Below are 21932 nucleotides of genomic sequence, written 5' to 3'. Positions count from 1 at the left end.
AAGGAGGATGAGCAAATTACTCTATTTGATAGGATTGATTGTTTTACATCTCCAATGTGAAGCCCAAGCTGGAAACTATATCCAAATTCCAGCCGGAGACTATCATTTGGGCGATACAGCAAGCTTAGATAATCCCAAAAGAACAGTGCATATCGAATCGTTCTGGATCTCGAAATTTGAGCTGACGAATGCCGAATTTGAAAAATTCGTTCAGGCAACGGGTTACAAGACATTAGCAGAACGCTACCATAATGCCATGGTCTTTGAGCCTGGCCTGGCGGAGTTTCGCTGGTTGCAGGATAGTACGGCCTATTGGCGCTTTCCGAATGGTGTAATTCGTGGCGGAATTGCGGCCAAGATGGATCACCCAGTTACCTGTATCTCTTATAAAGATGTGCTGGCCTATTGTACATGGGCAAATTGTAGATTGCCATCTTTTGATGAGTGGGAGGTGGCAGCTAGAGCCGGAAGCGAAGGCTATTATTTTGAAGGTTTCAGTAAAGAGAATATGGGCGATTATGCAAATGTATGGCATGGTAGAGATCATTTGAAAGCTGATTATTCCGATGGTTATCTCTATACTTCTCCGGTCGGAAAATTCAAACCCAATCCATGGGGACTTTATGATATCTTTGGTAATGTATTTGAATTTTGCACCGGAAAGCTCGAAAGAGATGGCGACCGCTCTATTGCACATGCCCGTGGAGGGTCCTGGTGGTGTAGTAAAAATAGCTGTGCCGCTTTTAATACCGTATATATAGGTTCAGTTAGTCCCAATGCATCTTTTAGTAATCTGGGATTTAGAATTGTAAAAAAAGCCTTTACTCCTGAGAATAAAGACTTTTAAAACAAACTCATCGTAAAGATTGACTTTTATCTTCCCATCCAGCCACCATCGACTGTTAGGATGGTTCCATGAACATAATCGGAAGCTTTTGAAGCGAGGAATACAGCTGGCCCCTTAAAATCTTCTGGAGTTCCCCAACGTCCTGCAGGTATACGGTCCAAAATGGACTTTGAGCGTTCGGGATCGTCTCTCAGAGCCTCGGTATTATCCGTGGCGATATACCCCGGAGCAAACCCGTTTACGTTGACACCTTTGGAAGCCCACTCATTTGCAAAAGCCTTTACCATGGATCCTACGGCACCTTTTGAAGCGGCATATCCTGGAACATTGATGCCACCTTGGAAAGTTAATAAAGAGGCTGTAAATACGATTTTTCCAGTTCCACGTGAAATCATGTCCTTTCCAATCTCGCGCGTCAATATAAACTGTGCATTTTGATTGATTTCGATGATTTCATCCCAGTATTCATCAGGATGCTCAGCGGCAGGTTTTCGAAGTATATTTCCGGCATTATTAAAAAGGATATCAATCGCAGGATGCGCTGATTTTACCTTTTCAATAAACGCGTAAAGCGCTGTCCGTTTGGCGAAATCACACTGGTAGGCATAGAAATTTCTGCCTAATGCTTTTACGGATTTTTCTACTGCGGAGCCTTCAATTTCCAATGACGCCGAAACGCCTATAATATCTGCTCCAGCTTCAGCCAATGCTTCGGCAATTGCCTTGCCAATTCCTCTTTTGCAGCCTGTTACCAAGGCTACTTTCCCACTTAAGTCAAAAGATTGCAGTATGGACATTATTTTGAATATTTTATTGTTAATGGTTGATCTAAATTGTTTTTGAATGTTTTTACATAAGACTGCCATTGCTCAAAATTCCCTATTTTGCCAGCTTTATTGAACGCAGCACCCGCAAAATAAACTAAGGGTTTATCATTTTTGACGGTGGTTGCCAGTAAAAATTGTTTTGGGCTATCTTTGAACACATACTTTACTTTTGGTAAAATAACGGCTGTTCCTGTAATTTTATCTCCTTCTGCAGGCTCCCAATAGGCTAAAATGCCATTCTTTACATCATTTAGAATTTGAGGTTTTTCCTCTTTTCTTTTAGCGATCCCCACAACAATTGGCGTAGCGGCAGCGGTTGTGTTTTTGATGGAATAGCTTATCTTGTTCAATTGACTCCCAGCGTCTAAAGAAACTGTTTTTTCGACTTGTAGCTGTTGACCCTTTACATTTTCCGGTTCATAAATAAGTTTGAATGTGGATCGTAGCGGACCATTGTCCAAGACCTCGTATTGACGATAATGCTTATGGTAAACGACCTGTTCGTCAATAAATGGCGTTGCATCGCCGACACCTAAGGTTTGTCCGACGGAATAATAATCTAATCCTTTGCCATGATCGGCATGATAGTCCCCAGTTTTATACCATTCGTCAACAATAAGATCATTGCTACGTTTTGCCCAGAAGTCAAAACCTTGTGCATCCTCAGAGCTGCCTTCTAAAGCTTTTCCATAGGCTCTAAACGCTGCAATATCGTTTTCCCATGCAAAGTCATCTTTGCGTTCAGGGACGTATCTTGCATAAGTCTTTGGGGTGACAGTTGCGGGTTTATTTCCATTAACCCCAAAGGTTGTTGAGCTTCTAGGAGCAACGGTTATTTGAATCAAAATATTTTGTGCCGTCGGTTTTCCTAGTTTTTCAAGCTGATAGGCCAGTTCCTTTTTATCCTTGTCCACAATAGTAAATACACTGTTTTTTAATGCGAAGTGTTTTTCAAATGTGGTATAAGGGATACTGATCAACTCTGTTCTTGCGCTAGCGGAAGAGTTGTTTACAGTAATGGTTTTGTTGTTCTGTGCAAAAGCAAGTGTTGAAAGCCCTAGCGCTAAACTCAATACGAGTGTTTTTTTCATATTACTTCAATTCTGTGATGGCACATTTGTCCATATCATCATAATCTAAATTTTCACCTGCCATTCCCCATATAAATGTATAATTGGACGTTCCAGCTCCTGAGTGAATTGACCATGGCGGTGAAATTACAGCCTGATCGTTGTGTATCCAAATATGGCGGGTTTCATCGATAGGTCCCATAAAATGTGATACAGCCTGACCTTCAGGTAATTCAAAGTAGAAATAGACTTCCATACGACGATCGTGGGTGTGGGATGGCATTGTATTCCATACAGATCCGGGTTTTAACTCAGTCATGCCCATCTGTAATTGGCAGGTTTGTACCACTTTGTTCAATAACATCTGGTTGATCGTACGGTGGTTGGCAGTTTCCAATGAACCCAATTCTAGTTTATTCGCATCTTCTTTCGTTACCTTTTTAGTTGGATAGCTGCAATGTGCAGGTGTAGAGTTTAAATAGAATTTTGCTGGTTTTGCAGCATCCTGGCTTGAAAAATAAACTTCCTGAGCACCTTGACCGATATAAAGGGCTTCTTTGGTATTGAGATCATAAATAATGCCGTCAACTTCGACTTGACCGTTCCCACCGACATTGATAATACCCAACTCTCTTCTAGAAAGGAAGTAAGGTTCTTTTAATAATGCGGGAATGGTGTCTAATTTGATTTTTGAGCTTACAGGCATTGCTCCACCGGCCATATAGCGATCGTAGTGGGTATAGACAAAATTAATTTTGTCTGCTTCAAAAACTGTTTCAATTAGAAAATTCTCCCTTAATCCTTGTGTATCTAAAGTTTTGTATTCCTTTGGCCCTATTGCATAGCGGGATTCAAAATTAATGCTCATAACTGAATTATTATTTTTGTTTGAATGCTAAATTTAGGGCTAATATTTGTCAATTGCGATACAATCTTACGCAAACGATGTCGTAGTGATCGGTTGGTTTTCCGAAAGCGGTAGCAACTTTAAGATAATCGACATGGCTATTATCACTGCAATATACTTTGACCAAATTCTACCTAATAACAGTTTTTAACCAATTTTTAAACAGTAATCAGTCAGTATTCCTTCAGTGTTCACTGAACAAGCACTGAACAAGCACTGAACAAACACTGTCAAAATATCGAATTTGGTCACCATCTGATCCTCATTTGATGCGCCCAAATCTCATCGCTCTTTTCCAACTTCCATGTGTTCGTTTGAACCGCTGTTTTCCACAGTTGCTTTTACTGTTTGGCGTCCTAATGTGCGGCCTTTGCAGATAATAATTACCTGTTGTGTCAATATTATTTACATCTCGGTTTCAGATTTACTAACTTCGTGTATGGTAAAGAAGAAATTCCCATATTCTAAACGCATAAACACGGACCGAGAGGACTGGGGGTCCCTTATGACCATCTAAAAAGCAAATTATTTACATATGAAACCCAATATTTTAGTTGTTAACGATGACGGTATTACAGCGCCAGGTATTAAGGTGCTGTTGGAAGAGATGCAGAAAATCGGAAATGTAGTTGTCGTTGCTCCTGATTCGGCACAATCTGGAATGGGGCATGCCATTACACTTGGTAGGCCACTACGTTTGGATAAAATCAATTTATATGAAGGGGTTGAAATGTACCAGTGTTCAGGAACGCCAGTAGATTGTGTAAAACTTGCTGTAAATAAAGTTTTTAAAGGGCAAAAGCCCGATATATGTGTATCGGGGATCAATCATGGGCTCAACAATTCAATCAATGTTTTATATTCCGGTACGATGTCTGCTGCGGTAGAGGGGGCCATTGAAGGGATTCCTTCTGTGGGGTTTTCGCTTGATAATTTTTCTCACGATGCGGATTTTAGCTATTGCAGACCCTACGTGATTTCTATTGCCGAGCAGGTGCTGGCTAACGGTCTCCCTAAAAATACATTGCTGAATGTTAATTTTCCCCAAACAGCAGGTTTTAAAGGTATTAAAATTTGCCGACAGGCAGGAGGACATTGGGTAGAAGAATTTGATGAACGTATTGATCCACACAATCGTGATTATTATTGGACAACGGGTAAATTTGTCTTGCAGGACAGAGGAGAAGATACCGATAGTTTTGCATTGGCCAATGGTTATGTATCTGTCGTTCCGACACAGTTCGATATGACGGCACATCACGCCATTCCAGAATTGAATTCATGGAGCTTTGATCATTTGGGAAATACAAAGGGAGGCGATAAACGTGAAAAATAATAGCTGGATCGGATTGGGTGTCGGTACTGTATCTCCAGTATTGGCTTATATTTTAGTACGTTTTACGGATCTTGAACTTCATTTTTTACCCGAGAAGCCTATGGCCATATACACTATAGCTGTATTGGTTAATTTAGTGCTGTTACGTTTTGCGTATCGATCGGGGAAAGATCACCTGGGAAAAGGAATTATTGCAAGTACTTTTTTGGCTATGATACTATACCTGATCACGCATAGAATTACAGTTTGATTAAAATTCATAAACCCCATCTGACCGACGGGAAAAATTTTGTACAACATGAAATTAACATTAGGATTTTCTCCATGTCCAAACGATACATTTATTTTTGATGCATTGATTCATCATAAGATAGATACCAAAGGACTGGATTTTGAGGTGGAATATCAAGATGTGGAGACCTTGAACCTGAAAGCTTTTCAAGGCGATCTTGACATTACCAAGCTGAGCTATCATGCCTTTGCCTACGCTGTTGAAGATTATGAGTTGCTCGATGCAGGGAGTGCTTTAGGATTTGGTGTAGGGCCTATGCTGATTACGAAGGATCCGAAATTAGCAAAATTGCTGCAGCAAAAATTAGATCGGGCCGAAAGTTTAGATGGGTTTGATCAATTGAAAGTAGGGTATCCAGGGAAATATACCACGGCTAATTTTTTGTTAAGCCTGGCATTCCCCGAATTAAAAAATAAAGTAGAACTTGTTTTTTCGGATATTGAAGGAGCTTTACTGGATGGATCCATCGACTTAGGGTTGATTATTCATGAAAATAGGTTCACCTATGCCGAAAAAGGACTGCATAAGGTGGTGGATCTGGGTGAGTATTGGGAGAAGACGACAAAATTTCCGATTCCTCTTGGAGGAATTGTCGTAAAACGTAGTCTGCCACAAGAAGTGAAGGAGACGTTGAATACGATTTTGAAAGAAAGTGTAGAATTTGCATTTGCCAATCCGAAATCTGGGCTTGAATTCATTCGTGCACATGCACAGGAAATGAGTGAAGAGGTGATGTACAAGCATATTGAACTTTATGTCAATAAATATTCAGTAGCATTGGGGCTTGAAGGACGTGATGCAATTACGAAGATGTTTGAAAAGGCACAGGAACTGGGATTCATTCCGCATTCAGACCGTAAGTTGTTTTTATCATAAATTGACTGTCGGTTTAAAGCTCATATTGCTCAGAAAAACTTCACGTCAAGATAGCGTAAAAGGGGATAAATAGGTAGAGGATTCTTGCAGGCTGTAAGGAACTGACATTTTCAATAAAAATAACGTAAAAAAAATGGATGTAAGCTGTTAGATATCATATCTAATAACTAAATTTGCCCGATTAGTGTCAAATTGTCTGCAATTTTACTTTGGAGTCATTATTGTACAAAATCTTAAGTTGAGATAGAAAAAAAATTATGTTAAAGTTTTTAAGTAAATTATTTGGAAGTAAATCCGAGAGAGATATCAAGGGAATTCAGCCTGTGGTAGACCAAATCAAAGCTGAATATGAGAAGCTTTCAAATCTAACCAATGACGAGTTACGTGCCAAGACCGTTGATTTCAAAGAAAGAATTAAAAATTACCTAGCCGATATTGACCAAGAAATTGACACGCTTAAAAAAGAAGCGGATCAAGACGAGGACGATATGGCAAAGAAAACTTCTATTTACGAGCAAGTGGACAAATTGTCCAAAGACCGTGACAAGAAGTTGGAAGAGGTATTGAAGGATATTTTGCCGGAGGCATTTGCCGTGGTAAAAGAAACTTCAAGACGTTTGACAGAAAACGAAGAATTAGAAGTTACTGCCAACGATTTTGACAGAGAATTGGCTGTTTACAAATCAAACGTTATCATCAATGGTGATAAGGCGATTTGGAAAAACAAATGGATGGCTGCAGGTACTGAGGTCACTTGGAACATGGTACACTATGATGTCCAATTAATCGGTGGTATTGTATTGCACAGTGGTAAAATTGCCGAGATGGCAACCGGTGAGGGTAAAACGTTGGTAGGAACATTACCGACCTATCTAAATGCTCTTTCTGGTCAAGGCGTACACATTGTAACGGTGAATGATTACCTTGCTCGTCGTGACTCGGAGTGGAATGCTCCGTTATTTGAGTTCCATGGGCTATCTGTTGACTGTATTGATAAACATCAGCCGAATTCCCCGCAACGTCGTAAAGCTTATCAATCGGATATCGTATATGGTACGAATAACGAGTTTGGTTTCGATTATCTACGTGATAATATGGTTCAGACTCCGGACGCATTGGTGCAAGGAAAATTACACTTTGCCATGGTCGATGAGGTTGACTCCGTATTGATTGATGATGCCCGTACACCATTGATTATCTCAGGTCCGATTCCTCGTGGCGATCAACACGAATTCTACCAATTAAAACCACGTATCGAGCGTTTGGTGCATGTACAGAAAGCGTACATCAATACCGTCTTGAATGATGCTAAAAAAGCGCTGGCGGCAGGTGATTCTGACGTTGAAGGCGGCGGTTTAGCATTATTAAGAGCTTATAGAGGTTTGCCTAAAAATAAAGCATTAATCAAGTTCTTAAGCGAAGGCGCTAATCGTTCGATCTTACAAAAAGTAGAAAACTACTATATGCAAGAGCAAAATAAAAATATGCCTAAAGTAGATGCAGAACTTTATTTTGTGATTGATGAAAAGAACAACCAAGTAGAATTGACAGAAAAAGGTATCGAGTTGATTACAGCAACAGGCGAAGATCCTTCATTCTTTATTTTACCGGATGTTGGTACTGAGATTGCCGAAATTGAAAAGTCTTCGTTGACTTTGGAAGAAAAGGCAGCTCAGAAAGAAGATATGTTGCGCGATTATTCGATTAAAGCAGAGCGTATCCACTCGATCAACCAGTTGTTAAAAGCATATACCTTGTTTGAAAATGATGTTGAATATATCGTTGATGAAGGTAAAGTGAAAATTGTCGATGAGCAAACAGGTCGTATCATGGATGGCCGTCGTTACTCAGATGGTTTGCACCAGGCGATCGAAGCAAAGGAGAATGTGAAAGTAGAAGATGCGACACAAACCTATGCAACGATTACATTGCAAAACTACTTCCGCATGTACCACAAACTTTCGGGTATGACGGGTACAGCGTCGACAGAGGCCGGTGAGCTTTGGGAAATTTACAAATTGGATGTGGTAGAAATTCCGACAAATCGTGGAATCCAACGTGATGATCGTCAAGATTTGATCTATCGTACGGCCCGTGAAAAATACAATGCTGTAGCTGAAGAAATCCAACGATTGACAGAGCAGGGACGGCCAGTATTGGTCGGTACCACATCGGTTGAAATTTCGGAGTTATTGAGCCGTATGCTTCAATTACGTAAGATCAAGCATAACGTATTAAATGCGAAGTTACACCAAAAAGAAGCTGATATCGTCGCTGAAGCTGGACGCCCAGGACAAGTAACCATCGCGACGAATATGGCTGGTCGTGGTACGGATATTAAATTGACCGAAGAAGTTAAAAAAGCTGGTGGTCTTGCCATTATCGGTACCGAAAGACACGAATCTCGTCGTGTTGACCGTCAGTTACGTGGTCGTGCCGGTCGTCAGGGAGACCCAGGTTCTTCGCAATTCTTCGTTTCTTTGGAAGATAACTTAATGCGCTTATTCGCTTCAGAGAGAATCTCTAACATCATGGTGAAAATGGGTGTTGAAGAGGGCGAGGTGATGCAACATAGTATGTTGACTAAATCCATCGAACGCGCACAGCGTAAAGTGGAGGAGAATAACTTCGGTATCCGTAAACGTCTATTGGAATACGATGATGTAATGAACTCCCAACGTACCGTAATTTATTCGAAACGTAAAAATGCTTTGTTTGGAGAACGTTTAGACGTGGATTTGAACAACATGATTTTTGATGTTGCAGAAGAAATTGTCGTTGAAGCAAAAGAGCAAGGTAATTACGAAGATTTCCAAATCGAAGTAATCCGTATTTTTGCGATCACACCAGAAATTACAGCAGAAGAATTTGCACAGGGTAAAATTGAAGGCTTGACTGATCGTCTTTTTGAGCATGCAATTAACGCTTACCACCATAAAATTGAGGCCGTTGGTGCTTTGACAGTTCCTGTATTGAATAATGTGTATGCGGAAAGAGGTCAGATCGTCGAAAATGTCGTTATTCCATTTACGGATGGTATCCGTGGCATTCAAGTTTCGGCGAATTTGAAAAAAGCCATCGAAAGCAACGGTAAAGAAGTTTTCAAATCTTTTGAAAAAGGAATCGTATTGGCATTAATCGATGAGGCTTGGAAAGAGCACCTGCGTGAAATGGATGATTTGAAACAATCGGTTCAAAATGCTGTTTATGAACAAAAGGATCCGATTATCATTTATAAAATGGAGGCATTTGATTTGTTTAAATCGATGTTGGCTTCAATGAATAAGGATGTCGTTAGCTTTATTTTCAAAGGAGAGATCCCTGGTCAAGAACCGACTTCTATGCAAGCGAGACAAGTACAGCAGGCTCCAGTAAAAACGATTGAAACGAAAGCTGAATTGGCTTCGCCTACAGGTGTGAGTGAGGAGGATGTGAATGAAGGTCCAAAAGAACCTGTTCGTAACGAGAATACTGTTGGACGCAATGACGAATGTCCTTGTGGTTCAGGAAAAAAATATAAAAATTGCCACGGCGCAAATAACTAATCGATAAGAAAGGTTAAACTATGCTGAAGAGAGGATTGATTTTCATACATGCACTTGTGTTGTTTGCGCTAGTTCAGGTAAACGCACAAGAAAAAGGTGGAGTAATTGTAACCAAAGATTCATTGATTACACAGCTTCAAAATTTCAGGGCAGCTATGGGGATCAATCCTGTCGAAAGCAAAGCGACAGTAGTTCCTGCTAAACCCGTTGTCCGCTCAGCGGCGACGCGGGTCAAAGTAAGGGGATTCCGTGTACAGATCTTTGCTGGATCGAATCGGAATCAGGCATTTTCGGAGCAGACACGTTTCCGAAGCATGTATAAAGATATTGATACCTATATCACCTATGATGAACCCAATTATCGCGTCAAGGTAGGTGATTTTAGAAGTCGCTCTGAAGCAAATGCCTTCATGCGCGAGTTACGTCAATATTTTAGCAACGTCTTTGTTTTTTCAGAGAACGTTTTTGTATATCAATAAATCAATCAACCTTATGGCAAGTACGAAAGAAAAAGTCCTGGCCTTAGCTCATCAATATTTTGAAGATACGGTTTCCAACCGTAGACATCTTCATCAGAATCCTGAACTTTCCTTCGAAGAATACAATACCTCGGCATTTGTAAAAAAGCAATTGGATGAATTGGGAATTCCTTATGAGGCTAAAGCTGATACGGGGATTGTCGCTTTAATCAAAGGTGACCTACCCTCAGATGAAGTTATCGCGTTGCGCGCAGATATGGATGCTTTACCAATTCAAGAAGTGGAGGGGCGTTCATATGGTTCCAACACCCCAGGAGTGATGCATGCCTGTGGCCATGATGTACATACCTCCTCACTTTTGGGGACAGCTAAAATATTGAATAGCCTAAAAGCCGAATTTGGAGGAACGATCAAATTGATCTTCCAGCCTGGCGAAGAGCGCTTGCCAGGAGGAGCTTCCTTAATGATCAAAGAGGGCGCTTTGCAGAATCCTGCCCCCTCAGCCATAATAGGTCAGCATGTGATGCCCTTTATTGAGGTAGGCAAGGTTGGTTTCCGTGAGGGAAAATATATGGCTTCCTGCGATGAACTGTTTATGACAGTCAAAGGCAGGGGCGGGCATGGTGCGCACCCGCATCAAAATATTGATCCAATTGTTATTACAGCACAGATCATTACCGCTTTGCAGCAGATTGCTAGTCGTTTTGCAGATCCACGTACACCGACTGTGCTATCTTTCGGAAAGATTATGGCCAACGGAGCTACAAATATTATTCCCGATCAGGTTTATCTGGAAGGTACGTTTCGCACATTTGATGAGGAGTGGCGTGCTGAAGCACATGCGCGCATGGTAAAGATTGCTGTGAGCATTGCTGAAAGTATGGGAGCGACTTGTGAATTTGAAGTCCGTAAGGGCTATCCTTTTCTAATCAATGAGCCCCAATTGACTAAAAGTGCACGGACATTTGCAGAAGAGTATCTCGGCAAGGAAAATGTGGTAGACTTAGATCTATGGCCTGCCGCGGAGGATTTTTCCTATTATTCACAAGAAATTAATGCTTGTTTCTATCGTTTGGGTACAGGTAATGCAGCACGTGGTATCTCTTCAGCTGTCCATACGCCGACCTTTGACGTGGATGAGACTTCTTTGGAGATTAGTACGGGGTTGATGGCATACATTACCTTGCGTAGGCTCGGTTATTAAATTATATATGTCATCTCATCACATTGTTCGAGAGAATCAGGAACCTGCATTACTGATTGAAGACCTTTTCCTCATCGACGAAGAGGGCTTGGGGCAGCTGCTGGAATGGAGCCCCACAATTGTCATTGAGGCGGAAACCATCGATTTATTGGATGCGCGTGGTTATAAGTTCGATATCGTTTTTACAAAAAAATCCATTAACGATTCACAGGAAAATTTAAAGATCATTTCCTATGATAATGATTTTCTAAAGACGGCTATAGAATACCTGATAGCACATCAATACAAAGCGGTGAATATCCTGACTGATCAGCTTGATGTGGCTTATTACCAGCCCTATCTGGAGCAGATTAATATTGTGCTTATCTCTAAAGGAGTTCGCTATTGTTTTGTGACAACAGGCTTCACCAAATGGAAGCCTACAGGGGAAAGAATCCGAATTGAGGGGCTTGATGCTGATGAAAAAAACACGCACGAAGGCTTGATTAAGATCAATGACAACGAATACGAAATGGAAAAAGACGGCTTATTTGTCCTTAAATTTTCCCATATAAAATACATTTTAATAGGAGAAAAGATTGCATGATAACAATAGAATTGGCAGAACAAAGCGATATCAGAAGCATTTCAAATATGGCGCATAGTATTTGGCCTGTTACTTATGGAGAGATACTTTCACAAGATCAAATTGACTTTATGCTCGAAAAAAGCTATACCGTTGAGGGACTTGCAGAAAGTATGGTTAATGGCCAATTTTTTTATGTCTTGAAAGAAGATGGTATCGGTCAGGGATTTATTGCCTTGCGAACTCTTGAGGATCGTATACGTATTGAAAAGCTCTATTTGATGCCCAATGTGCAAGGAAAAGGCTTCGGAAAGGCGCTGATAGACTTCGCTTCAGAAAAAAGCATCTTAAAGGGTAAAGGGATTCTTGAATTGAACGTAAATAGAAATAACCCTGCTTACCATTTCTATTTGAAGCAGGGCTTTGAGGTCATTGAAACGATTGATATTCCTTATTATGATTATGTTCTAAACGATTATGTCATGCAAAAAGAAGTAAAAGCTTAGGCCTGTCGCCTAATCTTTTAGTTTTTCGACCCGTGAAGGTGTTTGTTTGCCTGTTACAATTCCGGAGGTGCCTATGGCGATCGCTTCTATACTGGAAATGATATTCTGAACATTCAATGTAGACACTTCATCTTTTACGGTATGGTAATATTCATCCTTATCCATTTGGGATGTTGAAAATGAATGCGCAGGCACACCTTTGGCTGCCAATACCGCATTATCGCTTCGATAAAAGAGATTTTGTTTGGTATATGGATCAGGATAGAATCGGAAATTTGTGTTTTTTAAATTTTCCTGCATTAATTCACCAAGATTCGACTGATCGTATCCTGTAATATACACTGTATTGGGACCGAATTTGGAATCTTTTCCGATCATTTCCATATTGATCATAGCGACTACCTGGTCAGCATTGATGTGGTTGGAAAAATATTTTGAGCCATACATGCCCAGTTCTTCTGCCGTAAAAGCGACGAAAATAAGGGTCCTTTCATTATTATTTTGTTTTTTGTAGTAATCTGCCAGGGTTAACATTGCGGTCACACCTGAGGCATCGTCATCGGCGCCATTGGCAATAGAATCTTGGCCTACTGCCTGAAGGATGCCAATATGATCGTAATGTCCCGAAAAGATAACGTATTCGTTCGGTTTACTTTTCCCGGGGATTATTCCTGCCACGTTAAACAAGGGGAAATTTTGAAGCTTCCGTTCAATATGAATTTGAAAAGTTTGGGGTTTCTCCGCTGTTAAAAGGTAGACAATTGATGGTTTTTGTTTGGAGGGGTCCTCTATAAATTTAGGGGAGTTGAGCATTTGACCAAAACGCACAAAATAGCTTTCAAAGGAGGGGTCTACCAATACAAGTGTATTTTCTTTGGCTAGAGAATGTTCTCTAAATACTTTCGCAAAATCATCGCCCGATTTTATTTCGACGATGTTAAGGCTACTTCGATTATCCCACTGTAAATCAACGTGGTTTCCAAGTGAAATAACATGGTCAGCTGGGATCAGCTGCTTATTGATGGTTGCGGATTTGCTTACCGGAGAGATTTTATCCAATTGGAATGTTTGCCTGTAATCTTGTTCTGCGTAGGGGCTAAGGCCTATTCTCTTCATTTCGGTAGCGATAAAATCTGCAGCTGGTTCGATGTCTTTTGTCAAAGCCGATCTCCCACGCATATCGTCAGCGGCTAGGGTATTGAGTATGCGGCTCACATCTTGGCGTTCCTGCTCGGAAATAACTTGCTGTCCATAGCTTACTGCCGAGAGTGCAAGTAAAGATATAGACAGTATAAATTTAGGTATTGAATTCATATAAAGCTTAGTAAAGTCTGGGTGAAGATAAGGAAAATTCTACAAGCGAATTGTGCAGACAATAAACTTCCTAAAATGATCCATTTCAAATGATCCGATGACAGGCAAAACCCATCTAAGATTTCTAATGCCGTTAATACACTAAAAATTGAGGCTACTCTTAGCAACATCGACTGATTTTGAGCATCCAGGAAAGCGAACACTTTCGGAAAAAATGTAGTATATTTGACTATTAAATTGTTTGAAAATGAAAGAAGTATCTGTACAAGAATTAAAGAATAAAATCGATAACAACGAAGATTTTCAGTTGATAGACGTTCGTGAATCCTTTGAGTATGAAGTATCCAATTTAAATGGATTGAATATTCCACTTTCAGGTATACTGATCGAAGCTGATAAGATTGCGAAAGATAAACCTGTTATCGTACAATGCCGTTCTGGAAAACGTTCTGCACAGGCGATTATGTTATTGGAACAACAGGGTTTTGACAATCTTGCAAATTTAAAAGGCGGAATTTTAGCTTGGAAAGAGGAAATCGATCCAGAGTTAGACGTTTATTAAGATGAAAAATTTGGAGCATCAGACTAAGCAAGCTTTCTTGTTTAGTCTTGCTTTTTATAGCGTAGCTATTTTAGCGCGATTATTTAACCTTGGTATATTCCCCATATTAGGTAGCCTTTCCATTCTATTGTCTCTCCTATGGGTAATATTGGTTCTACGGGAAATCATGCTTTCGAGGACAATTTCTAACACAGAAAGGATGCTGATGGCTTTGACGATTGTTTTATTAAACATTGTTGGTGGAGCATTCTATTTCTTTGGCGGATGGAGACAGCGGGTATTGGGATTAATAAAAAAGTGATATGTTAAAGTATTTTTTTCTAAATATAGTGTTGAGTTTGGCTATTGTATTTTTAGTTTACAGTGGTTTTGAAGGGTATAAGGCCGGCAACATGCTGGTAACGGGATTATCCATCGCCTTTTTGGTGGTTTTGATCTATCTCCGTGTTGTTTTAAGCAAACGGGTTCGATCACTTATTCAGCAAAAAGAAAGCGGTAAACAACAACCTACTACAAAACAAAAGAAGAAGTAATAAAAAAAGCCTGCTTTAAGCCGGCTTTTTTTATTACTTCACAAATGGTGGTTTTGTTACTTTTGCTTTTATTTTTTGATTACGGATCAGAATGAAGATCTCGGTGCCGTCTTTTGAAAAGGCTGTGTCCACATAACCTAAACCGATTGATTTTTTCAATGTTGGTGATTGTGTACCTGAAGTCACACGTCCAATTACATTTCCATCAGCATCAACAATTTCGTAATCATGACGAGGAATGCCTCTGTCAATCATTTCGAAACCAACGAGCTTTTTCTTTAGACCAGCTTCTTTTTCCGCTTTAAGCGCCGCAGAATTCACAAAGTCTTTTGTAAACTTCGTTACCCAGCCTAAACCGCCTTCTAAAGGAGAGGTATTATCGTCGATGTCATTTCCGTATAGGCAGAAACCCATTTCTAGACGTAAAGTATCACGGGCACCTAAACCAATTGGTTTGATTCCATAAGCTTTACCGGCTTCGAAAATAGCATCCCATACTTTTTGGGCATCTTCATTGGCCACATAGATTTCAAAACCTCCAGCTCCCGTATATCCTGTTGCAGAAACCAACACATTCTCTACGCCCGCAAATGTACCTTTTGCAAAGGTATAGTATTCCATTGGAGCTAATTCGATGTCGGTAAGCGACTGAAGTGCATCTGCAGCCTTAGGACCTTGTACCGCGAATAAGGAGGTTTGATCAGAGATATTCTTCATCTCCACACCAGCTGTATTGTATTTGGAGATCCAGTTCCAGTCTTTCTCAATATTTGACGCATTCACAACCAAAAAATATGTCTTATCGTCTATACGGTATGTTAGGAAGTCATCAACTACACCGCCAGTTTCATTGGGGATATAAGCATATTGAACTTTGCCATCGTATAATTTTGACACATCATTGGAAGAGATTTTTTGAAGTAGATCCAGGGCTTTTTCCCCTTTTAGGATGAATTCACCCATGTGGCTTACATCAAAAACTCCTACACCTGTGCGAACTGTTTCGTGCTCATCATTGATGCCTGTGTATTGTACGGGCATGTTGAAGCCTGCAAAGGGAACCATTTTTGCTCCTAAAGCAATGTGCGTCTCCGAAAGGGCAGTATTTTTTAACATAAAAATTAAGTTTTAATCAGCTACAAATTTAATAAAATATACGTGATTCCTCACTGTGAATCCATTTTAGAACAATCGATTTAATTGCTTACCCGGAGCGAATAGATGGTCATATGATCATCTTCGCTATCGGTATCTTCACATAGTAGGAAAATTAGGCCATGGGCAGTCTCCTCTTTCAATGTGATTCCTTCAAATTTATGCTTTTCGGGAATTTCGAATGTCTCGGGTTTGCCGGAAAGATCGGAAGGTATTTTTCCAAGGAGGGAACCACTGATCTCTCCATCCAGATAAGTCGATTTTGCATTTTCGGCGGTAGCAATAAAATAGATTTCATTTCCAACCAGGGTCGCATCTGAGAAACCTGTCGATATGCCATTGAGCTTGGGTAGTTCAATCGGGATACAGCGGGATTGTTCGGCAGCAAGCGGATGATACTCTAAAATGGCATTTATGCCTTTAGGGCCATTTCCCCGGTTAAAAAATAAGATCTTATCTTTTAAATGAACTACGCCTTCAATATTGAAGTCTTCTTTGGAAATATTGAATTTTTCCATTAAGGAAGAATAGATGTTACTGTAGTCTTCCTGAAGGACTGTTTTGCCGTCCCAAATAAAACGAGTGTTTCTGTTTGGGGTAGAACCAGAGCCATAAAGATAATAGCGGCTTCCATCGAAAGTGATCGATTCCAAATCCATTTTAGCTGCTTTAGCCCTATTTTCCATCGGATCAGACTGCCGTAGTGCCGTTTTAGACAACTTTTGGTCTGTGATACTATAGCTGTAGATATAATTGCTATTGTCAGAAACGATATGGATTTGCCTATCCTGATAGACAATACCAGAAGCTGCGGTAATACCGGATATGCTGATAAAGGCTTCGAGAATCAATTTTAACATATCGCGTTGAGGTTTAATATTTCCAATACCCGGATGAAATCGGGTTGTAGGGGCGCTTTGATATGAACGTCTTCGCCCGATAAAGGATGTTTAAAGGTCAGCTCCGAGGCATGCAATAGCATGGTATCCATTTGGTAGGCTTCTTTCCAGAACTTGTTTTGTTTATTGCATCCATGCGGGCGATCGCCGATAATGGGATGAAAGATATGTGCAAAATGGCGACGTAACTGATGCATACGACCCGTAATTGGGTTGGCTTCGACGAGACTGTATCGTGCTGTCGGAAATTTTCCGAAGGGAACGGCCAACTCGCCTTGAGCAAGTAAGCGAAAAGATGTTTGTGCTTCCTGAACGGTGCCATCGTCCCTTTTTAAGGGATAGTCAATCAGGCCTTCTGCTGGCGCGAAGCCCCTCAGAACAGCGAGGTATTTTTTGTCGATCTTACGCTCCTGAAAACTTTTTTGTAAGTATTGGTCCGTCTCCTTATTTAATGAAAATAACAGAATGCCTCCGGTCTTCCGGTCCAAACGATGTGCGGGATAAACGGTTTTTCCTAATTGGTCCCGAAGGAGCTGTAGGGCAAACGCTGAAGCATCGCGCGCAATAGCAGATCGGTGCACCAATAGTCCATGTGGTTTATTGATTGCAACGATGGATTCGTCTTGATAAAGTATTTCTAAAGGCATGTTAAATCTTTTTCAATGCAGCAATAATTTCGTCGGCCTTTTCATCAATTTTTGGGCTCAGCCAGATGTATTTAAAAGCTCCGCCACCGATAATCTGTTCTGTACCCTGCCATTTTATTTTGGTTAGCGAAAACAAATAGTAGTTGTCGACCACAACGGAACTTTGGATAAATTTATCGACGATGTCATTTCCGAAGAGCTGCATCCCCAATCCGAAAAACTCTTGATCTTTCGCATGAAGCTGGCTTTTCAATAGCTGTTCAGCTTTCGCGCGTACAACCTTTTCGTGTTCCTCTTTGCTTGGGTTAGTCAAAATTGCGGCCAGCATGATGACGATCAAAATCAGTGCAAATATTCTTTTTTTGCTCATTTTAAATTTGAGATTAAGTTCTGGATGTCATAACACGATGACTATCGCGATCAAAATTATTAAATAGATATTAGATATGGGCAACTGTTTTAAGAGAAATGCGAAGGATTCTGCCCTATAGGTGAAGCAAGGAGGTTTATTTAGGATCCGAGGGTATTCAATAGCGAGAATGCCCAAGAGAATAACGTCCAGATAAGATAAAATGTAACACCGATGAATAAGAAGAAGACCGTTAGAATACTGATGATTATACCGATACCCGAGCCTGAATGCTTGCCTTCGTAGTAATGTTGTCGTAATAATTTGATGTTCTTTTCATTGGCCTTGCTAAAAAAATCAAAAAAGTTTCCGAGGAAAGGAATGCTACCCAAAACGGCATCAATCGAGATATTGAGTAACATGCGTATGACTAATTTTGGACTGGCGCCGTTACGCCACATGGCTATGACAAGAACCAGAGAAGTTCCGAAGCCCGCTATCGCGCCACCTAAGGGGATGAGATTCAAGACTGGATCAAGTCCGAAGCGAAAGTTTCCAATCTTGAATTGATTATCCATTAACCAAGATATTCGGTCAATCCAACCGAAATCTTGGTCAATTTGTTTTAATTTATCTGCTGGAGTTTTTTCCCTATGCATGATTACAATAACTCAAATGAAGCGCTGATTTCACTCGTAACTTTCATCGGTCTAATATTTAAATCTAACCCACTGTCACCAGCGCTGTCTGCTGCTTCGGCCATAGCACCTTTATACATGGCATTACGCATCATCGGTTGTACGCCAAATATAATTTGTTGTGGTGTTTCAGATAATACGATCGCTTTACCAATTTTTTGGCCTGCGGCTTCTGCCAAAATTTGAGCATTGACTTTCGCATCCAATACCGCCTTGGTTTTTAAACTCTTTTCCAACTCCTTTTTCTTTGAATAATCATATTCGCTAATATAGGTGCTTTGGATACCGGCTTTGTCAACACCGTCTAATAGTTGGCCCAAATTGTTCAAGTTGGTTACCTTAATACGGTATTGTCTGGAGAGCAAGATATCGGTGTCTTTTTTCTTTTTATCCGGAACATTATAGCTCCAGATATTCTGGATGGTAAAATCTTCTTTTTTTACACCCGCTTTTGTCGCCGAATCGAACAGATCTTTTTCTAGCTTTTCTATTGCGGCCTTTTTCTTCGTGTTACCGTTCTCATAAAACTCTTTTAGGGTAACATCAATATAGATAATATCTGGTGTTACTTCTTCTTCTGCACGGCCTACCGTAGATACAAATTCTTTATTAACCATTTGTTGCGCGTTTACTTGGGTCATCAAACCTAAAAAGGCTAGTCCTAATAGTATTTTTTTCATATTTTTCGTCTTTAACTTTTTATAATAATACGATTGCCATTATCGCATTGCTACAAGATTGGAGCCAAAGTTTATGAAAAAGTTTAACGGATAAAAAAAATAAAAAGGTTAAGATTTTTGATTTTATTTCTCTACCTTTAGGGAAATTAATAATATAGTGCCATGCAAGAAGGTAAAGTAAAATTCTTTAATGAGACCAAAGGTTTCGGTTTCATCATCCCTAACTCAGGCGAGAGCGAAATTTTTGTTCACGTTTCTGGATTAGTAGACAAAGTTCGTGAGAATGACAATGTATCTTACGAAGTTGAACAAGGCCGTAAAGGTCTTAATGCGGTAAATGTAAGAGTTATCTAATTAGATTCAAGATATATTTATTGTGAAAAGGCCTATGCGAACAGCATGGGCTTTTTTATTTTGGAAATCTGCGCTCTTAGAAACAGGATATTTTAGGACAGGGCGTGTTTACTTGCTTGAGTAAATAATTTGGACTGATAATTGTAATAGGGTATTTAAAAATAGTTAGTGAAGATGAAACGTATTCTAGTATTGGGGCTGTCTGTTGTTATTGCGCTATCCATGTCGGCCTGTTATTCTGCCCATCATCACCATGGTCATGGCCGTGGTCCGAAAAGAATGCCTCCTGGGCATGCTAAAAAATACTATGGTGAGCAGTCGGCACGTGATTTTGCTCCAGGACAACAAAAGAAAAAGCATAGACATTAATTTTTTATTGGATTGCATTCGACGAGCGTATACATGTTTGTAGGCTATCGAATATTTTCTTTTGACGACCATTGATGTGGTATAGAGAAGAAGCAAAATAATATAAAAAAAGCTTTCACAATTGTGAAAGCTTTTTTTATGCTGTTAGCATCTAAGCAAAAGGATCTTTATCAGGTGCTGGTGGCGTAGGATTTGATGGTTGTGAACTTCCAAATGGGTCCTGTGGCCGAGAAGAACCGAAGGGATCTTGGCTTTGAGTAAAAGGATGATTTGTTACGTTTTCCAGCGCTTTGGGATCTGGACCATATTGATTTGAAGCCTTGTCGCCTTCCAGTACCAATAAGTAAAGCAGGTAGATCCAACCAATAAATGGAATCAATGCAACTAATATAAACCAGCCTGATTTATTGGTGTCATGTAATCTTCGGACCGTAACGGCTATTCCAGGAATTAGTAAAGCTAAACTTACTAAACCTGAGACATACGTAAATAAGCTTGCAATTTGTCCAAGTATTGCAAATATTGCGCTAATGATGAGATTTGCAAGGAAAAACATCCAATATTCCTTACGGCGAGCCCTTCCTTCAAAGTTGGCATAGTTGTCTCGAACAACCTTTAAAAAGTTTTCTTTAAGTTCCATATTTTAAGACTTTTTTAGGTGAAAATGATGCTAGTAAATCAAAATGTTATTTCAATTTTGTTACAATAAATGTACCAAGAATTTATCCGAGAGATCAATTATTATAAAAGGGTAAGTGTTTGGAAGAGCTACAGTTGCTGCGCTTGCGCAAAAGAATAGCCGCGTTCATCCGCCTGTTTTGGATCTAAAGGCAGCATAGAATTCGCTTTCAAAGGAGAAAGCTGTGCGTAGCTTATCTAAATATTTCTTCGAGTATATAGAGCGATTTTATTTCTTTAAAATTTGTGCGGTGGAGACGATAGAAGTCGAGCACTTTTTCCAGCAGGAATTGTCGATCAGAAGCGGTCATTTTTATGCGGTCACAATTCGAATATTCGGATTCGATTAAATTTCTGAAAATTGACGTATGTGGTTCCTGTAATACAAGCGGGTGTTCAGGAAGGCTATCGGAGAAGGTAGCTTCATGAAGATTAAAATAAGGGTGGGCCTGTTTTGATTCAGCGGGATAAAACCCGAGAAAGCGGGTTAGCTTGATTAAAAAAACAAGATGGAAATTGGCCAGATTTAAATGCGTTTCATCTAGCCAACGTACAGACTGATGGATGAATTCAAAAAGATAATCGTCATTTTCTTGTTCCTTCAGAATTTTATAGAGTATTTCATTCAGAAAAAGTGCGAGCGAGCTTTTAACAATATCATAAGGTATTTCTTGCAAGACAGGGACTTGACGCGCTTCGGAGATCCGCTGTAAAGAACCATTATCTTTATGTGTAGCGACAATTTCCAGTAAATGTAAGGGTTGAAGAATATTGGCCTTGATCTTTGCTTTGGGCTTCCTTGCGCCCGTAATGAGATAGGATTGCATACCAAACTGTTCGGTGTATATCTGCGCCACAAGGCTACTCTCCGAATAGTTGGTTGTTTTTAAGACTATACCCCTAGTTTTGTTCAGCATCTCCTTCTTTATCTTTTTTATGCGATTCTTCACGCATCTCCATAATGGCATTTCGGTCTACCTTACGAATCATGCGATAGATTAAAGTCAGGACACCGATACTAAATGCAATAACTCCGACAAGCATAGCAAGTTTATACCAGTTGGAACGCTGTTCCATGAGATAATATCCCAAGATCACAAGTACGACACCAATGATTATTTCCCTTAAGCCCTTGCGAAGATATTTGTTCATAAATGTGAATTGTTGAAAACTATTTTTCTTTACAGAGCAAATATAATACAATAAAATCCTTTATTTTTGCCCTTACCATTCCTATGTA

Annotated in this window: 27 protein-coding genes; 14 read left to right on the top strand and 13 right to left on the bottom strand. The window is 40.0% G+C overall.

Features of this window, described 5'->3' with window-relative positions:
* Window positions 1-7 precede the first annotated feature (7 nt).
* Entirely contained in the window at window positions 8-847 is an 840-nt protein-coding gene (locus B3600_RS20145; RefSeq protein WP_286754200.1) for an SUMF1/EgtB/PvdO family nonheme iron enzyme, read from the top strand.
* A gap of 26 nt (window positions 848-873) precedes the next feature.
* Here the strand turns inward: B3600_RS20145 and B3600_RS20140 are convergent, their stop codons facing one another.
* The 3 genes from B3600_RS20140 to kduI are packed head-to-tail and all read right to left on the bottom strand — an operon-like array spanning window position 874 to window position 3612.
* Window positions 874-1638, bottom strand: coding sequence for an SDR family oxidoreductase (locus B3600_RS20140; protein WP_172462444.1), 765 nt, complete (start codon window positions 1636-1638; stop codon window positions 874-876).
* 5 nt (window positions 1639-1643) lie between these two features.
* Window positions 1644-2765: a DUF4861 family protein gene (locus B3600_RS20135; protein ID WP_286754199.1), complete on the bottom strand. Its 1122-nt coding sequence runs from the start codon at window positions 2763-2765 to the stop codon at window positions 1644-1646.
* A 1-nt stretch (window position 2766) separates the two neighbouring features.
* Window positions 2767-3612 (bottom strand): 5-dehydro-4-deoxy-D-glucuronate isomerase, encoded by an 846-nt coding sequence (kduI, locus tag B3600_RS20130; RefSeq protein ID WP_070562607.1) that lies wholly within the window; start codon window positions 3610-3612, stop codon window positions 2767-2769.
* A 574-nt stretch (window positions 3613-4186) separates the two neighbouring features.
* Between kduI and surE the strand changes: the two genes are divergently transcribed.
* The 8 genes from surE (at window position 4187) to B3600_RS20090 (ending at window position 12454) form a co-directional block, all read left to right on the top strand.
* The gene (gene surE, locus B3600_RS20125) at window positions 4187-4987 is read left to right on the top strand and encodes a 5'/3'-nucleotidase SurE (protein WP_286754198.1); all 801 of its coding nucleotides are present in this window, start codon (window positions 4187-4189) and stop codon (window positions 4985-4987) included.
* The gene (locus tag B3600_RS20120; protein ID WP_286754197.1) at window positions 4977-5237 is read left to right on the top strand and encodes a hypothetical protein; all 261 of its coding nucleotides are present in this window, start codon (window positions 4977-4979) and stop codon (window positions 5235-5237) included. The genes surE and B3600_RS20120 overlap by 11 nt, the downstream gene beginning before the upstream one ends.
* Window positions 5238-5285: 48 nt before the next feature.
* On the top strand, window positions 5286-6155 hold the full coding sequence (locus B3600_RS20115; RefSeq protein WP_070562601.1) for a menaquinone biosynthesis family protein: 870 nt from the start codon (window positions 5286-5288) through the stop codon (window positions 6153-6155).
* A 257-nt stretch (window positions 6156-6412) separates the two neighbouring features.
* A complete protein-coding gene (gene secA, locus B3600_RS20110) occupies window positions 6413-9700 on the top strand; it encodes a preprotein translocase subunit SecA (protein WP_112375175.1) in 3288 nt (1095 codons plus the stop codon).
* Between the two features lie 20 nt (window positions 9701-9720).
* Entirely contained in the window at window positions 9721-10179 is a 459-nt protein-coding gene (locus tag B3600_RS20105; RefSeq protein ID WP_088159759.1) for an SPOR domain-containing protein, read from the top strand.
* A 13-nt stretch (window positions 10180-10192) separates the two neighbouring features.
* Window positions 10193-11383, top strand: coding sequence for a M20 metallopeptidase family protein (locus B3600_RS20100; protein WP_112375450.1), 1191 nt, complete (start codon window positions 10193-10195; stop codon window positions 11381-11383).
* A 7-nt stretch (window positions 11384-11390) separates the two neighbouring features.
* Window positions 11391-11969, top strand: a complete 579-nt coding sequence (locus B3600_RS20095) for a hypothetical protein (protein ID WP_070562597.1) — start codon at window positions 11391-11393, stop codon at window positions 11967-11969.
* The gene (locus B3600_RS20090) at window positions 11966-12454 is read left to right on the top strand and encodes a GNAT family N-acetyltransferase (RefSeq protein ID WP_286754196.1); all 489 of its coding nucleotides are present in this window, start codon (window positions 11966-11968) and stop codon (window positions 12452-12454) included. The genes B3600_RS20095 and B3600_RS20090 overlap by 4 nt, the downstream gene beginning before the upstream one ends.
* A gap of 9 nt (window positions 12455-12463) precedes the next feature.
* On the opposite strand, the gene B3600_RS20085 is transcribed toward B3600_RS20090, so the two are convergent.
* Window positions 12464-13768 carry a M20/M25/M40 family metallo-hydrolase gene (locus B3600_RS20085; RefSeq protein WP_286754195.1) on the bottom strand — a complete coding sequence of 435 codons (1305 nt, stop codon included), beginning with the start codon at window positions 13766-13768 and terminating at the stop codon, window positions 12464-12466.
* A 247-nt stretch (window positions 13769-14015) separates the two neighbouring features.
* Here B3600_RS20085 and B3600_RS20080 point away from each other — a divergent pair, with 247 nt between their 5' ends.
* The 3 genes from B3600_RS20080 to B3600_RS20070 are packed head-to-tail and all read left to right on the top strand — an operon-like array spanning window position 14016 to window position 14863.
* Complete coding sequence (locus B3600_RS20080; protein ID WP_070562591.1) at window positions 14016-14330, top strand: rhodanese-like domain-containing protein; 315 nt, start codon at window positions 14016-14018, stop codon at window positions 14328-14330.
* A 1-nt stretch (window position 14331) separates the two neighbouring features.
* On the top strand, window positions 14332-14631 hold the full coding sequence (locus tag B3600_RS20075; protein ID WP_046672585.1) for a hypothetical protein: 300 nt from the start codon (window positions 14332-14334) through the stop codon (window positions 14629-14631).
* 1 nt (window position 14632) lies between these two features.
* Window positions 14633-14863: a DUF6358 family protein gene (locus B3600_RS20070; protein ID WP_046672586.1), complete on the top strand. Its 231-nt coding sequence runs from the start codon at window positions 14633-14635 to the stop codon at window positions 14861-14863.
* A gap of 33 nt (window positions 14864-14896) precedes the next feature.
* Here the strand turns inward: B3600_RS20070 and gcvT are convergent, their stop codons facing one another.
* From gcvT to B3600_RS20040, 6 genes are all read right to left on the bottom strand, one after another.
* Window positions 14897-15979 carry a glycine cleavage system aminomethyltransferase GcvT gene (gene gcvT, locus B3600_RS20065; RefSeq protein ID WP_070562585.1) on the bottom strand — a complete coding sequence of 361 codons (1083 nt, stop codon included), beginning with the start codon at window positions 15977-15979 and terminating at the stop codon, window positions 14897-14899.
* Between the two features lie 80 nt (window positions 15980-16059).
* Entirely contained in the window at window positions 16060-16878 is an 819-nt protein-coding gene (locus B3600_RS20060) for a DUF6929 family protein (protein ID WP_286754194.1), read from the bottom strand.
* Window positions 16872-17564: a pseudouridine synthase gene (locus B3600_RS20055; RefSeq protein ID WP_070562582.1), complete on the bottom strand. Its 693-nt coding sequence runs from the start codon at window positions 17562-17564 to the stop codon at window positions 16872-16874. Before B3600_RS20055 ends, B3600_RS20060 begins: the two co-directional genes overlap by 7 nt.
* A 1-nt stretch (window position 17565) precedes the next feature.
* Complete coding sequence (locus B3600_RS20050) at window positions 17566-17934, bottom strand: DUF4359 domain-containing protein (protein ID WP_070562579.1); 369 nt, start codon at window positions 17932-17934, stop codon at window positions 17566-17568.
* A 140-nt stretch (window positions 17935-18074) separates the two neighbouring features.
* Window positions 18075-18572 (bottom strand): DUF4112 domain-containing protein, encoded by a 498-nt coding sequence (locus B3600_RS20045; RefSeq protein ID WP_070562577.1) that lies wholly within the window; start codon window positions 18570-18572, stop codon window positions 18075-18077.
* A 2-nt stretch (window positions 18573-18574) separates the two neighbouring features.
* Complete coding sequence (locus B3600_RS20040) at window positions 18575-19291, bottom strand: SIMPL domain-containing protein (RefSeq protein WP_046672592.1); 717 nt, start codon at window positions 19289-19291, stop codon at window positions 18575-18577.
* A gap of 162 nt (window positions 19292-19453) precedes the next feature.
* On the opposite strand from B3600_RS20040, the gene B3600_RS20035 reads away from it, so the two are divergent.
* Both B3600_RS20035 and B3600_RS20030 read left to right on the top strand, forming a co-directional pair.
* On the top strand, window positions 19454-19645 hold the full coding sequence (locus B3600_RS20035) for a cold-shock protein (protein WP_046672593.1): 192 nt from the start codon (window positions 19454-19456) through the stop codon (window positions 19643-19645).
* A gap of 174 nt (window positions 19646-19819) precedes the next feature.
* The gene (locus B3600_RS20030; protein WP_046672594.1) at window positions 19820-20014 is read left to right on the top strand and encodes a hypothetical protein; all 195 of its coding nucleotides are present in this window, start codon (window positions 19820-19822) and stop codon (window positions 20012-20014) included.
* 151 nt (window positions 20015-20165) lie between these two features.
* Here B3600_RS20030 and B3600_RS20025 read toward each other — a convergent pair whose 3' ends face one another.
* The 3 genes from B3600_RS20025 to B3600_RS20015 form a co-directional block, all read right to left on the bottom strand.
* Entirely contained in the window at window positions 20166-20654 is a 489-nt protein-coding gene (locus B3600_RS20025) for a DUF805 domain-containing protein (protein ID WP_115046082.1), read from the bottom strand.
* Window positions 20655-20886: 232 nt separating this feature from the next.
* A complete protein-coding gene (recO, locus tag B3600_RS20020) occupies window positions 20887-21609 on the bottom strand; it encodes a DNA repair protein RecO (RefSeq protein WP_112375182.1) in 723 nt (240 codons plus the stop codon).
* On the bottom strand, window positions 21593-21844 hold the full coding sequence (locus B3600_RS20015) for a signal peptidase (RefSeq protein WP_112375183.1): 252 nt from the start codon (window positions 21842-21844) through the stop codon (window positions 21593-21595). Before B3600_RS20015 ends, recO begins: the two co-directional genes overlap by 17 nt.
* Between the last annotated feature and the right edge of the window lie 88 nt (window positions 21845-21932).

The sequence above is a fragment of the Sphingobacterium sp. UBA2480 genome, from assembly GCF_002341965.1.
Lineage (GTDB): Bacteria > Bacteroidota > Bacteroidia > Sphingobacteriales > Sphingobacteriaceae > Sphingobacterium > Sphingobacterium multivorum.
This window is presented reverse-complemented; position numbering and strand designations above follow the sequence as displayed.

What these genes read in the sequence shown, in the direction of transcription:
- B3600_RS20015 (WP_112375183.1), bottom strand. Translation starts at nt 21,844, where the DNA reads ATGAACAAATATCTTCGCAAGGGCTTAAGGGAAATAATCATTGGTGTC.
- B3600_RS20055 (WP_070562582.1), bottom strand. Translation starts at nt 17,564, where the DNA reads ATGCCTTTAGAAATACTTTATCAAGACGAATCCATCGTTGCAATCAAT.
- kduI (WP_070562607.1), bottom strand. Translation starts at nt 3,612, where the DNA reads ATGAGCATTAATTTTGAATCCCGCTATGCAATAGGGCCAAAGGAATAC.
- surE (WP_286754198.1), top strand. Translation starts at nt 4,187, where the DNA reads ATGAAACCCAATATTTTAGTTGTTAACGATGACGGTATTACAGCGCCA.
- B3600_RS20025 (WP_115046082.1), bottom strand. Translation starts at nt 20,654, where the DNA reads ATGGAACTTAAAGAAAACTTTTTAAAGGTTGTTCGAGACAACTATGCC.
- B3600_RS20115 (WP_070562601.1), top strand. Translation starts at nt 5,286, where the DNA reads ATGAAATTAACATTAGGATTTTCTCCATGTCCAAACGATACATTTATT.
- B3600_RS20135 (WP_286754199.1), bottom strand. Translation starts at nt 2,765, where the DNA reads ATGAAAAAAACACTCGTATTGAGTTTAGCGCTAGGGCTTTCAACACTT.
- B3600_RS20045 (WP_070562577.1), bottom strand. Translation starts at nt 18,572, where the DNA reads ATGCATAGGGAAAAAACTCCAGCAGATAAATTAAAACAAATTGACCAA.
- B3600_RS20085 (WP_286754195.1), bottom strand. Translation starts at nt 13,768, where the DNA reads ATGAATTCAATACCTAAATTTATACTGTCTATATCTTTACTTGCACTC.
- B3600_RS20080 (WP_070562591.1), top strand. Translation starts at nt 14,016, where the DNA reads ATGAAAGAAGTATCTGTACAAGAATTAAAGAATAAAATCGATAACAAC.
- B3600_RS20050 (WP_070562579.1), bottom strand. Translation starts at nt 17,934, where the DNA reads ATGAGCAAAAAAAGAATATTTGCACTGATTTTGATCGTCATCATGCTG.
- B3600_RS20040 (WP_046672592.1), bottom strand. Translation starts at nt 19,291, where the DNA reads ATGAAAAAAATACTATTAGGACTAGCCTTTTTAGGTTTGATGACCCAA.
- gcvT (WP_070562585.1), bottom strand. Translation starts at nt 15,979, where the DNA reads ATGTTAAAAAATACTGCCCTTTCGGAGACGCACATTGCTTTAGGAGCA.
- B3600_RS20030 (WP_046672594.1), top strand. Translation starts at nt 19,820, where the DNA reads ATGAAACGTATTCTAGTATTGGGGCTGTCTGTTGTTATTGCGCTATCC.
- B3600_RS20090 (WP_286754196.1), top strand. Translation starts at nt 11,966, where the DNA reads ATGATAACAATAGAATTGGCAGAACAAAGCGATATCAGAAGCATTTCA.
- B3600_RS20095 (WP_070562597.1), top strand. Translation starts at nt 11,391, where the DNA reads ATGTCATCTCATCACATTGTTCGAGAGAATCAGGAACCTGCATTACTG.
- B3600_RS20075 (WP_046672585.1), top strand. Translation starts at nt 14,332, where the DNA reads ATGAAAAATTTGGAGCATCAGACTAAGCAAGCTTTCTTGTTTAGTCTT.
- secA (WP_112375175.1), top strand. Translation starts at nt 6,413, where the DNA reads ATGTTAAAGTTTTTAAGTAAATTATTTGGAAGTAAATCCGAGAGAGAT.
- B3600_RS20070 (WP_046672586.1), top strand. Translation starts at nt 14,633, where the DNA reads ATGTTAAAGTATTTTTTTCTAAATATAGTGTTGAGTTTGGCTATTGTA.
- recO (WP_112375182.1), bottom strand. Translation starts at nt 21,609, where the DNA reads ATGCTGAACAAAACTAGGGGTATAGTCTTAAAAACAACCAACTATTCG.
- B3600_RS20060 (WP_286754194.1), bottom strand. Translation starts at nt 16,878, where the DNA reads ATGTTAAAATTGATTCTCGAAGCCTTTATCAGCATATCCGGTATTACC.
- B3600_RS20035 (WP_046672593.1), top strand. Translation starts at nt 19,454, where the DNA reads ATGCAAGAAGGTAAAGTAAAATTCTTTAATGAGACCAAAGGTTTCGGT.
- B3600_RS20105 (WP_088159759.1), top strand. Translation starts at nt 9,721, where the DNA reads ATGCTGAAGAGAGGATTGATTTTCATACATGCACTTGTGTTGTTTGCG.
- B3600_RS20145 (WP_286754200.1), top strand. Translation starts at nt 8, where the DNA reads ATGAGCAAATTACTCTATTTGATAGGATTGATTGTTTTACATCTCCAA.
- B3600_RS20100 (WP_112375450.1), top strand. Translation starts at nt 10,193, where the DNA reads ATGGCAAGTACGAAAGAAAAAGTCCTGGCCTTAGCTCATCAATATTTT.